13 protein-coding genes, 1 pseudogene and 1 riboswitch are annotated in these 13,514 nt (G+C 72.5%); of the genes and pseudogenes, 12 read left to right on the forward strand and 2 right to left on the reverse strand.

Annotation, left to right across the window (positions count from 1 at the left end):
- Positions 1-25: 25 nt before the first annotated feature.
- Both ACWC91_RS07095 and ACWC91_RS07100 read right to left on the reverse strand, forming a co-directional pair.
- On the reverse strand, positions 26-1,423 hold the full coding sequence (locus ACWC91_RS07095; RefSeq protein WP_281156470.1) for a uracil-xanthine permease family protein: 1,398 nt from the start codon (positions 1,421-1,423) through the stop codon (positions 26-28).
- A gap of 107 nt (positions 1,424-1,530) precedes the next feature.
- On the reverse strand, positions 1,531-2,742 hold the full coding sequence (locus tag ACWC91_RS07100; RefSeq protein ID WP_450641960.1) for an MFS transporter: 1,212 nt from the start codon (positions 2,740-2,742) through the stop codon (positions 1,531-1,533).
- 133 nt (positions 2,743-2,875) lie between these two features.
- Here ACWC91_RS07100 and ACWC91_RS07105 point away from each other — a divergent pair, with 133 nt between their 5' ends.
- The 12 genes and pseudogenes from ACWC91_RS07105 (at position 2,876) to ACWC91_RS07160 (ending at position 13,495) form a co-directional block, all read left to right on the forward strand.
- Complete coding sequence (locus ACWC91_RS07105) at positions 2,876-4,123, forward strand: ROK family transcriptional regulator (RefSeq protein ID WP_281156472.1); 1,248 nt, start codon at positions 2,876-2,878, stop codon at positions 4,121-4,123.
- Between the two features lie 531 nt (positions 4,124-4,654).
- A riboswitch (FMN riboswitch) is annotated at positions 4,655-4,785 on the forward strand.
- A gap of 152 nt (positions 4,786-4,937) precedes the next feature.
- Positions 4,938-5,546, forward strand: coding sequence for a riboflavin synthase (locus tag ACWC91_RS07110; RefSeq protein ID WP_225076281.1), 609 nt, complete (start codon positions 4,938-4,940; stop codon positions 5,544-5,546).
- Positions 5,543-6,187 carry a nicotinamide mononucleotide transporter family protein gene (locus ACWC91_RS07115; protein ID WP_141362851.1) on the forward strand — a complete coding sequence of 215 codons (645 nt, stop codon included), beginning with the start codon at positions 5,543-5,545 and terminating at the stop codon, positions 6,185-6,187. Before ACWC91_RS07110 ends, ACWC91_RS07115 begins: the two co-directional genes overlap by 4 nt.
- Complete coding sequence (locus tag ACWC91_RS07120) at positions 6,184-7,512, forward strand: bifunctional 3,4-dihydroxy-2-butanone-4-phosphate synthase/GTP cyclohydrolase II (protein ID WP_225076282.1); 1,329 nt, start codon at positions 6,184-6,186, stop codon at positions 7,510-7,512. Before ACWC91_RS07115 ends, ACWC91_RS07120 begins: the two co-directional genes overlap by 4 nt.
- Before the next feature lie 22 nt (positions 7,513-7,534).
- Positions 7,535-8,020 (forward strand): 6,7-dimethyl-8-ribityllumazine synthase, encoded by a 486-nt coding sequence (ribH, locus tag ACWC91_RS07125; RefSeq protein WP_225076283.1) that lies wholly within the window; start codon positions 7,535-7,537, stop codon positions 8,018-8,020.
- A 34-nt stretch (positions 8,021-8,054) separates the two neighbouring features.
- Complete coding sequence (locus ACWC91_RS07130; protein WP_031486114.1) at positions 8,055-8,327, forward strand: phosphoribosyl-ATP diphosphatase; 273 nt, start codon at positions 8,055-8,057, stop codon at positions 8,325-8,327.
- Positions 8,328-8,389: 62 nt separating this feature from the next.
- Positions 8,390-9,238 carry an ATP phosphoribosyltransferase gene (gene hisG, locus ACWC91_RS07135; RefSeq protein ID WP_225076284.1) on the forward strand — a complete coding sequence of 283 codons (849 nt, stop codon included), beginning with the start codon at positions 8,390-8,392 and terminating at the stop codon, positions 9,236-9,238.
- Between the two features lie 21 nt (positions 9,239-9,259).
- A complete protein-coding gene (locus ACWC91_RS07140; RefSeq protein WP_225076285.1) occupies positions 9,260-9,727 on the forward strand; it encodes a PH domain-containing protein in 468 nt (155 codons plus the stop codon).
- A gap of 225 nt (positions 9,728-9,952) precedes the next feature.
- On the forward strand, positions 9,953-11,299 hold the full coding sequence (locus ACWC91_RS07145; RefSeq protein WP_450641964.1) for a hemolysin family protein: 1,347 nt from the start codon (positions 9,953-9,955) through the stop codon (positions 11,297-11,299).
- A complete protein-coding gene (locus tag ACWC91_RS07150; RefSeq protein ID WP_225076287.1) occupies positions 11,296-12,369 on the forward strand; it encodes a hemolysin family protein in 1,074 nt (357 codons plus the stop codon). The genes ACWC91_RS07145 and ACWC91_RS07150 overlap by 4 nt, the downstream gene beginning before the upstream one ends.
- A 463-nt stretch (positions 12,370-12,832) precedes the next feature.
- A pseudogene (locus ACWC91_RS07155) lies at positions 12,833-13,084 on the forward strand (WD40 domain-containing protein); the annotation flags it as partial.
- Entirely contained in the window at positions 13,085-13,495 is a 411-nt protein-coding gene (locus tag ACWC91_RS07160; protein ID WP_450641975.1) for a hypothetical protein, read from the forward strand. It abuts the pseudogene before it with no gap.
- Positions 13,496-13,514: the final 19 nt, after the last annotated feature.

Consider the following 13,514-nt stretch of genomic DNA (forward strand, 5'->3'; position numbering starts at 1 on the left):
TGGGGCAGGCCGGGCGGAGGGGGACCTACGAGGCGGGCCCGGTGCCCTGAGCCTCCCCGCCGTACGACGACGTGCCCTCGTCCAGCAGCGGCTCCTGCTTCTTGAGGTGGGCGGGCGCGAACGCGCGCAGCGCGTGGTAGCCGGTGATGACGACCAGGGTGCCGAGCGCGATGCCGCTGAGGGAGAAGGTGTCGCTGAACTTCAGGCTGACGTTGCCGACGCCGATGATGATGCCCGCCGCGGCCGGCACCAGGTTCAGCGGGTTGCGCAGGTCGACCTTGGCGTTGATCCAGATCTGCGCGCCGAGCAGGCCGATCATGCCGTACAGGATGACGGTGATGCCGCCGAGGACACCGCCCGGGATCGCGGCCACGATGGCGCCGAACTTGGGGCAGAGGCCGAACAGCAGCGCGAAGCCCGCGGCGGCCCAGTACGCGGCCGTCGAGTAGACGCGGGTCGCGGCCATCACGCCGATGTTCTCGGAGTAGGTGGTGTTCGGCGGGCCGCCCACCGCGGTCGACAGCATGGAGGCCACACCGTCGGCCGAGATCGCGGTGCCGAGCTTGTCGTCCAGCGGGTCGCCGGTCATCTCGCCGACCGCCTTCACATGCCCCGCGTTCTCCGCGACCAGCGCGATGACGACGGGCAGCGCCACCAGGATCGCCGACCACTGGAAGCTGGGCCCGTGGAAGGACGGCAGCCCGATCCAGTCGGCCTTGCCCACGCCCGAGAGGTCCAGGCGCCAGTGGTCGGCGAGCTTGCCGCTCGCGTCCACGGAGTGGATCCTGCCGAAGACCTGGTCGAAGACCCAGGAGACGGCGTAGCCGAAGACCAGGCCGAGGAAGATCGCGATCCGGGACCAGAAACCGCGCAGGCACACGACGGCCAGCCCGGTGAACAGCATCACGAGCAGGGCCGTCCACTGGTCCTGCGGCCAGTAGGTGGAGGCGGTCACCGGAGCGAGGTTGAAGCCGATCAGCATGACGACCGCGCCGGTGACGATCGGCGGCATCGCGGCGTGGATGATCCGCGCCCCGAAGCGCTGCACGGCGAGGCCGACCAGGAACAGCGCGACACCGACGACGAAGACCGCGCCGGTCACGGTGGCGCTGGTGCCGCCCTGCGCCCGGATGACCGCGGCGACGCCCACGAAGGAGAGCGAGCAGCCCAGGTAGCTGGGCACCCGGCCGCGGGTGGCGAGCAGGAAGATCACGGTCGCGACGCCCGACATCATGATCGCGAGGTTGGGGTCGAGACCCATGAGCACGGGGGCTACGAAGGAGGCGCCGAACATGGCCACGACGTGCTGGGCGCCGAGTCCTGCCGTGCGGGGCCACGAGAGCCGTTCGTCGGGCCGGACCACTGCTCCGGGTGCGGGCGTGCGCCCGTCACCGTGCAGCTTCCAGCGCACGCCGAGGTCCATGGTGGGATTTCGCTTTCTCTGTACGTGGAGCCTGTCCGCACCATTGTCGGGGGTGCCCGGAGGTCCCGTGCCCACCCACCCCTGCTCAGGGGCCGATCAGGCGCCGCTCAGGGCCGCGGGTCGGGAACCGCGGTGCTCGCGGGACCGACCTTCGTCCGGTCCCGGTCACCCGCCCTGAGCACCCCCGCGAAGACGACCAGACCGCACGCCAGCAGGGTCACCAGGCCGAAGGACACCACCAGGCTGGTCGCCTGGGCCAGCCCGCCGATCGCGCTCGGGGCGACCAGTCCGGAGGTGTATGTGATGGTCGCGACACCGGCGATGGCCTGGCTGGGGTTCGGGCCGCTGCGGCCGGCCGCGGCGAAGCACAGCGGTACGACGACCGCGATACCGAGGCCCGTCAGCGCGAACCCGGTCATCGCCACCGCCGGATGGCCCCCGGCGACGACGAGCAGGCCGCCCAGGACCGCCAGCACGCCGCTCGCCCGCACCGTGCGCACGGCGCCGAACCGGTCCACCACCCGGTCGCCCGCGATCCGCGCGATCGCCATGGTGAGGGTGAAGCCGGTGGTGCAGGCCGCCGCGAGGCCGGCCGAGGTCTCCAGCTGGTGCCGCAGGTAGACCGCCGACCAGTCCAGGCTCGCGCCCTCCGCGAACACCGCGCAGAACCCGATCGCGCCGATCAGCAGCGCCGACTTCGGCGGCAGCGCGAACCGCGGCGGCGGCTCCTCGTCCTGGGCGGGCTGGAGGTCCAGCACCCAGGTGCAGGCGGCCACGCCCAGCACGGTGAGCACGGCGGCGGCCAGCAGGTGGTGCAGCCGCGCGTCCGAGCCGAGGTGCGCGGCGACCGTGCCGGCCGCCGAGCCGACCAGGGCTCCCGCGCTCCACATGCCGTGCAGGCCGGACATGATCGAACGGTCGAGCCGGTTCTCGACCTCCACCCCGAGGGCGTTCATGGCGACGTCCGCCATGCCCGCCGTGGCGCCGTAGACGAAGAGGCTGAGGCAGAGGGTCAGGAGGTTCGGCGCGAGGGAGGGCAGGACGAGGGCGAGCGTCCACAGGGCGATCAGGCCGCGCAGCGCGTTGCGGGCGCCGAAGCGGTGGCTGATGCCGCCCGCGAGCGGCATCGCGAGGGACGCGCCGAGGGCCGGGAAGGCCAGCGCGAGCCCCAGCTGCCCGGGGCTGACCCCGGCGTGGTCCTGGATCCACGGCACGCGGGTCGCGAACGAGCCGGTGACGGCGCCGTGTACGGCGAAGACGGCCGCCACGGCGTACCGGGCGCGCCGCACCTCGCGCTGTTCGTAGACCACTGCACTCATTGTCCGGCCCCTCCCGGGCTGACCGCCGTTGCCCCTCGCGCCGTCGCGCCGACGTAAACTATCAGGGAACCTGCCTGATAGATAGCGCATATCGCGGACGGCAGCAGCCCGCAGATCTGGGAGGATTCCCGGCATGCCCGCATCCCCGAGCACCGCCCGGGCCATCAACGACCGGCTCGCCCTGCGGCTGCTTCAGCAGCAAGGACCACTGACGGCAGGGAAGTTGAAGCAGCTCACCGGTCTGTCCCGGCCCACCGTCGCCGACCTCGTCGAGCGGCTGACGGCCTCCGGCCTGATCACCGTGGTCGGTGAGTCCGGCGAGCAGCGGCGCGGGCCGAACGCGCGGCTGTACGGCATCGTCGCCGACCGCGCCCACCTGGCCGCCCTCGACGTCCGCACCGAGAGCGTGTCCGTGATCGTCGCCGATCTGCTGGGCCGGGAACTGGCCGCGGAGTCCGTGCCGATCGGCGGGGACACGGGCACCGGGCCCGCGCTGGAGCAGGCGGTCGGTCTGGTGGAGCGGGTGGTCAAGGAGGCGGGAGCGGAGCGGCTGCACACGGTCGGCATCGGCGCGCCGGGGCTGATCGACCCGGTCACCGGCGAACTCCGCGACTCCACGGGACTGCCCGAATGGCATCGCAGGCTGGTGGCGGCGTTGCAGGAGCGGCTGCCGCGGGCCCGGGTCACCGTCGAGAACGAGACCAACCTCGCGGCGCTGGCCGAGCAGCGCGACGGGGCCGCCCGGGGCCGGGACACGTTCGTCCTGCTGTGGCTCGGCCACGGCACGGGCGCGGCCGTCGTCCTGGACGGAACCCTGCGCCGCGGTGCCTCCGGAGGCACCGGCGAGATCGGCTTCCTGCCCGTTCCGGGCACCGACGGCCTCCCTTCGGCGACGGACTGCGCGGACGGCTTCCACTCACTGGCCGGCGCGACGGCGGTGACGGAACTGGCCGCGCGGTACGGGCTGTCGGCGGAGCGGACCGGGTCGGAGGGAGCCGGGCCGGAGGGGACGGGTTCGGAGCCGGTCGCCGCGGAACTGGTACGGGCGGCGGTACGGGCAACCGCGGGGGCGGCTGTCTCCGCCGCCGAGGACTCCGCCGCGGCCTCGCGCTTCCTCGATGCCCTGGCCGACCGCGTCGCCCTCGGGGTCGCCTCGGTGGTGGCCGTCCTCGATCCCGGGTGCGTGGTCCTCGCGGGCGAGATCGGACAGGCGGGCGGTGAGGTGCTCGCCGCGCGTGTGGCGGAGCGCGTGGCGCGGATGTCCCCGCTGCGCACCGAGGTGAGGGCGGGCACGCTCGGCGGCCGGGCGGTGCTGCGCGGCGCGCTCGCGACCGCCCGCGACCGCGCCCAGGACGACTTGTTCGCCCCGCCGGAGCGCTGACACCGCAGGGAGTCCGTCCGGCGGTGCACGGGAGTCGGTCGGGTGCCGCAGGGAGTGCGGTCCGGCGGTGCAGGGGAGTCGGTCGGGTGCCGCAGGGAGTGCGGTCCGGCGGTGCAGGGGAGTCGGTCGGGTGCCGCAGGGAGTGCGGTCCGGCGGTGCACGGGAGTCGGCCCGGCGCCGCAAGGAGTCCCGCTCGGCGCGCACGGGAGTCGGCCCGGCGCCGTTCGGAATTCGGAGCGGCGCGTACGGAATTCGGTGCAGTGCTGTACGAACTCCACGGCTCGCGCCGTACGTTCGGCCCGGCGCGGCGGAACTTGCATGTCCCACGCACCTGTTGACCTGCATGGTCTAGTCCTCTTAGTGTCTGACTTCCGTGCAGACCGGTCCGGCGGCGGTGACGACGGCCCTTGCCCGCCGCCGGACCTCCACGCCCGCGCACGGCACGGCGGGCGGTACGTTCTGTGAGCCACCCCACACGCTTCGTCGGTAGTCGCGCCGATCGGGCGTGGCACACTGGCTCTGTACCAGTAGCAGCGCACTCCGGGGTCGGTGAAAGTCCGAACCGGCGGTTATAGTCCGCGACCCGGTCGCTTCCAGCGGCCGGTTGACCAGGTGGAATTCCTGGACCGACGGTTAAAGTCCGGATGGGAGGCAGTGCGCGGCGAGCGAGCACCCGTGTGCGCCGCCGTCTCTGGGCTCGCCCTCCACGGGCGGGTCCCGTCCGGCGTCGTCCTCCGAGTGTCCTCGTTCGTGCAGTCTGTCGACGTCGGCAGCCCCCGGAGTCCGTGCCCGAAGAGGCAGGAGGACCCGGGAAGTGTTCACCGGAATCGTCGAAGAGCTGGGCGAAGTCACCGCCGTGGAGGACCTCGGCGACGCCGCCCGCTTCCGGCTCCGCGGCCCCGTCGTGACCGAGGGCGCACGGCACGGCGACTCCATCGCCGTGAACGGGGTCTGTCTCACCGTCGTCGAGCACGAGGGCGACGAGTTCACCGCGGACGTCATGGCGGAGACCCTCAAGCGCTCCAGCCTCGGCGTCCTCACCACCGGCTCGCGCGTCAACCTCGAACGCCCCACCGCCGTGGGCGCCCGCCTCGGCGGCCACATCGTGCAGGGGCACGTCGACGGCACCGGCACGATCCTGGACCGTACCCCCTCCGAGCACTGGGAGATCGTGAAGATCTCGCTGCCGCCGGACCTCGCGCGTTACGTCGTCGAGAAGGGCTCCATCACCGTCGACGGCATCAGCCTCACCGTGGTCGAGGCCGGCGACGAACACCTCACCGTCAGCCTCATCCCCACCACCCTGGCGCTGACGACCCTCGGCCTGAAGCAGCCCGGCGACCCGGTCAACCTCGAGGTGGACGTCGTCGCCAAGTACGTCGAGCGGCTGCTCGGCGACCGTGCGCGGGGAGCCGGACGGTGAACTGGCTCAACTCCGAGGCGTTCACCCTCCTCGGACAGCACATCAAGTGGTCCGACATGACGGGCAACATCATCGGCCTGCTCGGCCTCGCGTTCGGCTGGCGGCGCTCCATCTGGAGCTGGCCCGTCCAGTTCCTGTCCGGCCTGATCCTGTTCGCCGCGTTCGCCACCGCCCATCTCTCGGGCAGCGCCGGCAAGCAGATCGTCGTCATGGTGGTCGCCGTCTTCGGCTGGTGGCAGTGGAACCGCGGCAAGGGCCGGGCGGCGGACGGCCACATCGCCGTACGGTTCGCCACCTGGCGCGAGCGTGCCGTGCTGCTCGGCGCCGCCGCGGTCGGCACGGTCGCCGTCGCCGGACTGTTCCATGCCTACCCGTCGCTGTCCTGGGACCCCTGGCCCGACGCCTACATCTTCGTCGGCACCGTCGTCGCCATGTACGCGCAGGCGCGCGGCATGGTCGAGTTCTGGTTCGCCTGGCTGCTCGTCGACGTCGTCGGCGTACCGCTCAACTTCGCCAACGGCTTCGCCTTCTCCGGCTTCGTCTACATCGTCTACGGCGCACTGGTCCTGTGGGGCATGCGCGACTGGTGGCTGCGCACCCGCACGGACGCGCGGCCCGTCCTGGAAGGAGCGCCCGCATGACCGCGGCAACCGTCCTCTACGGCACCGACAACGTCGAGGACTTCACACTCGACCCGGTCGAGCGGGCCGTCGCGGACATCGCGGCCGGCCGCCCGGTCGTGGTCGTCGACGACGAGGACCGCGAGAACGAGGGCGACCTCGTGATCGCCGCCGAGAAGGCGACCCCCGAGATCGTCGCCTTCATGATGAGCGAGTGCCGCGGCCTGATCTGCGCGCCCATGGAGGGCGAGGAGCTGGACCGGCTGAAGCTGCCGCAGATGGTCGAGGAGAACACCGAGTCGATGAAGACCGCCTTCACGGTCTCCGTCGACGCCGGTGCCGCCCACGGCGTCACCACCGGCATCTCCGCCTCCGACCGCGCCACCACCCTCCAGCTGCTGGCGAGCGGCACCGCGGAGCCCACCGACCTCGTCCGGCCCGGCCACGTCTTCCCGCTGCGCGCCCGTCCCGGCGGGGTACTCGTCCGCCCCGGCCACACCGAGGCGGCCGTCGACCTCGCCCGGCTCGCGGGGCTGCGCCCGGCCGGCGCGATCGTCGAGATCGCCGGTGAGGACGGCCGGATGCTCCGGCTGCCCGAACTGATCGTCTTCGCCCGCAAGCACGGCCTGACGATCATCTCCATCGAGGACCTGGTCGCGCACCGGCGCCCGTCCGAGCTCCCGGCCCAGCCCGAGCAGGGGGAACGGCCGTCCCAGCCCGCGGTCCTCCGCGAGGCCGAAGTCCGCCTGCCCACCGCGCACGGCGTCTTCACCGCGTACGGCTACCGCTCCACCGCCGACGGCGTCGAGCACGTGGCCCTGGTGCACGGCGAGATCGGCGGCGGCGAGGACGTGCTGGTCCGCGTCCACTCCGAGTGCCTCACCGGAGACGTCTTCGGTTCCCAGCGCTGCGACTGCGGCCCCCAGCTGGACACCTCCCTGGAGCGCATCCAGAAGGAGGGCCGGGGAGTGGTGGTCTACCTGCGCGGCCACGAGGGGCGCGGCATCGGCCTGATGTCCAAGCTGCGCGCCTACGAGCTCCAGGAGCGCGGCCGGGACACCCTCGACGCCAACCTCGAACTCGGACTGCCCGCCGACGCCCGTGACTACGGCGCCGGCGCGCGGATCCTTCAGGACCTCGGGGTCAGCAGCGTGCGTCTGCTGACCAACAACCCCGACAAGACCGACGCCCTGCTCCGCCACGGCCTGAGGGTCACCGGACGGGAGCCGATGCCCGTCCAGGCCGGCGAGCACAACCTCCGCTACCTGCGCACCAAGCGGGACCGGATGGGGCACGACCTGCCCTGGCTGGACACCACCGCCGTGTCCACCTGCGGCAACCAGTAAGCGAAAAGACTCGAGGAGACACGTGAGCGGCAAGGGTGCACCGGAACTGTCCGTCCGGAACGTCGGGGACCTCAGGGTCGCCGTCGTCGCGGCGCAGTGGCACGAGAAGGTGATGGACGGACTGGTGGACGGGGCCCTGCGCGCCCTGCACGAGCTGGGGATCGACGAGCCGACCCTGCTCCGGGTGCCGGGCAGCTTCGAGCTTCCGGTGGTGGCGAAGGTCCTGGCCGGGCGCGGTTACGACGCGGTCGTCGCCCTCGGCGTCGTCATCCGGGGCGGCACCCCACACTTCGACTATGTGTGCCAGGGCGTCGCCAACGGCCTGACCCAGGTGTCGGTCGAGACCGGCGTTCCCGTCGGCTTCGGCGTGCTCACCTGCGACACCGAGGAGCAGGCCTTGGACCGGGCCGGCCTGGAGGGATCCAGCGAGGACAAGGGCCACGAGGCGGTCACCGCGGCGGTCGCGACCGCCGCCACGCTCCGCTCGGTATCCGAACCCTGGCGGTGAGCAGCCGCCCGGAGCGCGTAGGGTTGGCAACACCATGTCCAAGAAGACGTTCGAGGAGCTCTTCACCGAGCTCCAGCACAAGGCCGCCAACGGCGACCCCGCCACCTCCCGCACCGCCGAGCTGGTCGGCAAGGGTGTCCATGCCATCGGCAAGAAGGTCGTCGAGGAGGCCGCCGAGGTCTGGATGGCCGCCGAGTACGAGGGCAAGGAGGCGGCCGCCGAGGAGATCTCGCAGCTGCTGTACCACGTCCAGGTGATGATGGTCGCCCGCGGCATCTCCCTGGACGACGTCTACGCCCACCTCTGAGCACTCCGAGTATCAGCAACCGCACACACTGTCGTACAAGACGAACGAAGGAAGCCGACCTCATGCTGCGCATCGCCGTCCCCAACAAGGGTTCACTCTCCGGCCCTGCGGCGGACATGCTGCATGAGGCCGGCTACCGGCAGCGGCGGGAGTCCAAGGAGCTGCGGATCGTCGACCCGGTCAACGAGGTCGAGTTCTTCTACCTCCGCCCCCGCGACATCGCGATCTACGTCTCCACCGGCCGCCTGGACATCGGCATCACCGGCCGCGACCTGCTCATCGACTCCGGCGCGGGCGCCGAGGAGATCCTGCCGCTGGGCTTCGCCCGCTCCACCTTCCACTACGCGGCCAAGCCCGGCACGATCGGCGGTGTCGAGGACCTGAACGGCAAGACGGTCGCCACGTCCTACGAGGGCATCGTCAGCAAGCACCTGGCCGACAGCGGCATCGACGCCTCCGTCGTCCACCTGGACGGCGCCGTCGAGACCGCCATCGAACTCGGTGTGGCCGAGGCCATCGCCGACGTCGTCGAGACCGGCACCTCCCTGCGCAACGCCGGACTGGAGATCGTCGGCGAGTCGATCATGAAGTCCGAGGCGATCGTCGTCCGCCGCACCGGCGCCGACGTCGAGGAGCCCAAGGTGCAGCAGTTCCTGCGCCGCCTCCAGGGCGTCCTCGTGGCCCGGACGTACGTGATGATGGACTACGACTGCCGGGTCGAGCAGCTGGAGAAGGCCGTCGCGCTCACCCCGGGCCTGGAGTCCCCGACCGTCTCCCCGCTGCACAACGAGGGCTGGGTCGCCGTGCGCGCCATGGTCCCCGCCAAGGATGCGCAGCGGATCATGGACGATCTGTACCAGCTCGGCGCCCGGGCCATCCTCACCACGGCCATCCACGCCTGCCGTCTCTGAGGGACGAGGAGGCACACAGAGATGTCCGACCTACCCGCACTTCCCGTCACCTTCCGGCCGGGCCGCACCCGGGCCGTCCTGCTCACCGCCGGAGCGGCCATATTCGTGGTGATCACGACCGTGGGGCTGCTGCTGGAGCAGCTCAGCCCCGGCGAACGGGTGAGTTTCGCCTTCACCGGCGCGCTCCTGGCCGGGGTTCTGGTCCTGCTCGCCCGCCCGAAGGTGGTCGCCGACGACTCGGGTGTCACCGTCGTCAACATCGCCGGCCGGCGCCGTCTGGAGTGGGCCGAGATAGTACAGGTCAATCTGCGCCCGGGTGATCCGTGGGTGTTTCTGAACCTCAGCGACGGCACCAGCCTGGCCGCGCTGGGCATCCAGCCGGGCATTGCGAAACAGCAGGCCATCGCCGATGCGCGCGCCCTGCGCGCGCTCGTCGAAGCCCGTTCCGTCCCGGGCTCCGAGCGGTCCCCGGACGAACCTCGGGACTGACTCGGTGCCGTCCGCCCTGCCGCATCTGCCGGTGTCTTGATTAATCTGGTTACGGACGCGTTTTCGCTGCGCCTCCGCCCCTGGGTTCCACGACCGGTGCCAGGGGCTCCTGCTACCCGAGGAGTGACTCCCTCCGGCGATGGACGGATCGTCCTGCAGTACCTGCGCCGCCCCCTGCCGACATAGCGCGGACCTGTTCCGCGTATATGCCGAGGCGGCGGCATCATGACCATCCCCCTGCTGCTCCTCGGAGCGGCGCTTCTGCTCATTCTCGCCAACGGCTTCTTCGTCGCGGCCGAGTTCGGCCTGGTCACGGTCGAGCGCCCGGACGCCGAGAGGGCCGCCGAGGAGGGCGACAGACGGGCCCTCAGGGTCGTCGAGTCCCTCAAGGAGCTGTCCTTCCAGCTCTCCGGCACCCAGCTCGGCATCACCATCACCTCCCTGGTCGTCGGCATGCTCGCCGAACCGGCGCTGGCCGGGCTGCTTCGCGGCCCGTTCGCGGCGGCCGGTGTCCCCGGCGGAGCCGTCTCCGGGGTCGCCGTCGTCGTCGGCATGTTGCTGGCCTCGGCGGTCCAGATGGTGATCGGCGAACTCGTACCCAAGAACTGGGCGGTCTCCCGGCCCCTTCAGGTGGCGCGTTTCGTGGCCGGCCCGCAGCATCTCTTCTCGCGCTTGTTCCACCCGGTGATCGCGGCGCTCAACACGGTCGCCAACCGGCTGGTGCGCGCTCTGGGCGTCGAACCCACGGAGGAGCTGGCCTCCGCCCGCACCCCCGGCGAGCTGGTCTCGCTGGCCCGCCACTCGGCCCGGGCCGGCGCCCTCGAACAGGACACCGCGGACCTCTTCGTGCGCACCCTGTCCCTGGGCGACCTGACCGCACAGCACGTCATGACGCCGCGGGTGAAGGTCAGCGCGCTGCAGTCCACGGCGACCGCCGAGGACGTGGTGAACCTCACCCGTGCCACCGGCCTGTCCCGCTTCCCCGTGTACCACGAGAAGATCGACGAGGTCGTCGGCATGGTCCACCTCAAGGACGCCCTCGCGGTGCCGTCCGACGAGTGGCTGCGCACGCCGGTGGGCCGCATCGCCCGCCCGGCGCTGCTGGTCCCCGAGACCCTGCCGGTGCAGCCGCTGCTCGCCCAGCTGCGCAACGAGCAGCCGATCGCGGTCGTCGTCGACGAGTACGGCGGCACCGCGGGCGTCGTCACCCTGGAGGACATCGTCGAGGAACTCGTCGGCGAGGTCCGCGACGAGCACGACGCCACAAACGTGCCGGAACTCGCGCCGGCCCCGCCCGAGGACGGGAGTCCCGCCTGGGACGTCGACGGCGGCTGCCGGGTCGACCTGCTCCGGCGGATCGGCCTGGACGCGCCCGAGGGCCCGTACGAGACCGTCGCCGGTCTGGTCGCCGACCTGCTCGGCCGTATCCCGGCCCCCGGCGACAGCGCCGAGCTGCCCGGCTGGCGGCTGGCCGTGCGCCAGGTCGGGCACTACCGCGCGGAGCGGGTGCGGCTGGTCCGCACCGCCACTGCGGCGGACCCGGTCCCGGCCGTGGCGGAGGCCGCCCGATGAGCGTGATCCAACTGCTTTTCGCCGCGCTGCTGGTCCTCGCCAACGGCTTCTTCGTCGGCGCCGAGTTCGCCCTCGTCTCCGTCCGCCGCAGCCAGATCGAACCGCTCGGCACGGCCCGGGCCCGCCAGGTGCTGCACGGCCTGGAGCGGCTGCCGCAGATGATGGCCGCCGCCCAGTTCGGCATCACCGTCTGCTCGCTGACCCTGGGCGCCGTCGCCGAGCCGACGGTGGCCCGGCTGCTGGAGCCGGTGTTCGCATGGCTCCACATGCCCAGCGGCATGGTCCACCCGCTCGGCTACGTCATCGCGCTGGCGGCCGTGGTCTTCTTCCACCTCGTCATCGGCGAGATGGTGCCGAAGAACCTCGCGATGGCCGCGCCGGAGAAGGCCGCGCTGTGGCTCGGCCCCGGTCTGGTCGCCTTCGCCCGGCTGTGCCGGCCGATCACGGTGGCGCTCGGCGCCTGCGCCAAGGGTGTCCTGCGGCTCTTCCGCGTCGAGCCCAAGGACGAGGTCGAGGCCGCCTTCACCAGCGTGCAGCTGGGCCGGCTGGTGGAGGACTCCCGTCAGGCGGGGCTGCTGGACCCCGAGGAGCAGGAGCGTCTGGAGGACGCCCTGGAGCTGGGCTCCCGCCCGGTGACCGACGTCCTGCTCCCGCCCGAGGGGCTGGTCACGGTCGGCCCCTCTGTCACCTCGGCCGAGATCGTCGCGCTCACCGCCCGGACGGGCTACTCGCGCTTCCCGGTCGCCGCGGGCAACGGTGCCTTCCTGGGGTATCTGCACGTCAAGGACGTGCTCGACGACCTGGAGGACCTCGACGGGGCGGTGCCGCAGCGGGCCTGGCGGCCGATGACCACGCTGCGGGCCGATCTGCCGCTCGACGACGCCCTGACGGTGATGCGCCGGGCCGCCACCCACCTGGCCCAGGTGGCCGACACCACCGGCCGGGTGCTGGGCCTGGTCGCCCTGGAGGACGTACTGGAGCTCCTGGTCGGTGAGGTCACAGACCCGGCCCACCGCACCCCGACCCTCACGTCCCCCCGCCACAGCCCCCGGCAGGCCCTCACGGCCTGACCCACCACGGCCACCGGCCCACCCGCTTCATCGGGTGGGCCGGTGGCCGTTTCACCGAGCGTCGTCGCCCCGGCCGGGACGGGTTTCCGGCTTCGGAGGAGCCCCTCGCCGGGTTGCGCCGGGGGCGCCCCGCAGGCCGACCTCCGGTGCCCACCGGGGGCCGCCGCCGCGGTGCCACGGCGCGGACCGGTGCGCCGAGCGTCACGCACAGGCCGGAGCAGCTCGTCAGCCGGTGGCCGGACCGGGCGCCGGGGCCGGGCCGGGTCCCGTACCGGGGTCGGGTTCAAGGGCCCTGATGTCCCACGGCCGCAATGTGGTGGCGGCCGCCCTCGACGGCGGCGTGTATCTGGCGGACCGGGAGAACGGGCGGGCCTTCCTGGAGATCGCCCACCACGGCGCCCCCACCACCTGAGCCGTCGCGGTCGGGGACACCCGGCCAGCCTCGGGCGGCACCGACGGTTCCGTACGGCTGTGGACCCTCGACGGCGACGAGGTGTGGCAGACGCGGGTCTCCTCCGGCCATGTGCGCTCCCTCGCCCTGGACCCGGACGCCGGCCTGATGTCCGCCGGCTCCTCCGCCGGAACCGTGGCCGCCCTGGACGCCGTCACCGGCCGGCCCGTCGGGCAGTGGGCCGCGCACCCGGACGCCGGGGTGTACGGCCTGTGCGCCCTGCCGGGCACGGGCCTGGTGGCCAGCGGCAGCGACGACCGCAGGATGCGGCTCTTCGTCCAGGACGACGGCAGCCATGCCGCCGGCCTCGCCGTACTGGGGGACACGGTGCTCGGCCTGGTGTACGACGCGGGCACCGGGGTGCTCTACTGCGGCTGCCGGGACGGCACGCTCAGCTCCCGGGACCTGAGGCACCGGGAGCGCAACTGGTCGGTGGGCGGGGGACACGCCGTGCTCTCCGTGGCGCTGCACGCCAAGTCCGGGGTGGTGGCGACGGCCGGCGCGGACGGCTGGGTACGGCTGTTCGACAGCGGTTCAGGGGAGCCCCTGGGCGAGCCGCTGGTCGGCCGCCGCTCCGAACCGGACTGGCACGGCGTGGACCTGCGGGGCACCACGGGCCGGCACCGGGAGTGGCTGCGCTTCATGGGCGAACGCGGCGCGATCCTCGACGACTGACCGCCCGCCGGTGGCGGGG

Source organism: Streptomyces sp. NPDC001204 (assembly GCF_053598035.1).

Bases quoted from the DNA above. Each gene is read 5' to 3' on its own strand.
- hisG (WP_225076284.1), top strand. From the start codon at position 8,390: ATGCTGCGCATCGCCGTCCCCAACAAGGGTTCACTCTCCGGCCCTGCG.
- ACWC91_RS07095 (WP_281156470.1), bottom strand. From the start codon at position 1,423: ATGGACCTCGGCGTGCGCTGGAAGCTGCACGGTGACGGGCGCACGCCC.
- ACWC91_RS07120 (WP_225076282.1), top strand. From the start codon at position 6,184: ATGACCGCGGCAACCGTCCTCTACGGCACCGACAACGTCGAGGACTTC.
- ACWC91_RS07130 (WP_031486114.1), top strand. From the start codon at position 8,055: ATGTCCAAGAAGACGTTCGAGGAGCTCTTCACCGAGCTCCAGCACAAG.
- ACWC91_RS07100 (WP_450641960.1), bottom strand. From the start codon at position 2,742: ATGAGTGCAGTGGTCTACGAACAGCGCGAGGTGCGGCGCGCCCGGTAC.
- ACWC91_RS07145 (WP_450641964.1), top strand. From the start codon at position 9,953: ATGACCATCCCCCTGCTGCTCCTCGGAGCGGCGCTTCTGCTCATTCTC.
- ACWC91_RS07160 (WP_450641975.1), top strand. From the start codon at position 13,085: ATGCGGCTCTTCGTCCAGGACGACGGCAGCCATGCCGCCGGCCTCGCC.
- ACWC91_RS07150 (WP_225076287.1), top strand. From the start codon at position 11,296: ATGAGCGTGATCCAACTGCTTTTCGCCGCGCTGCTGGTCCTCGCCAAC.
- ACWC91_RS07140 (WP_225076285.1), top strand. From the start codon at position 9,260: ATGTCCGACCTACCCGCACTTCCCGTCACCTTCCGGCCGGGCCGCACC.
- ACWC91_RS07105 (WP_281156472.1), top strand. From the start codon at position 2,876: ATGCCCGCATCCCCGAGCACCGCCCGGGCCATCAACGACCGGCTCGCC.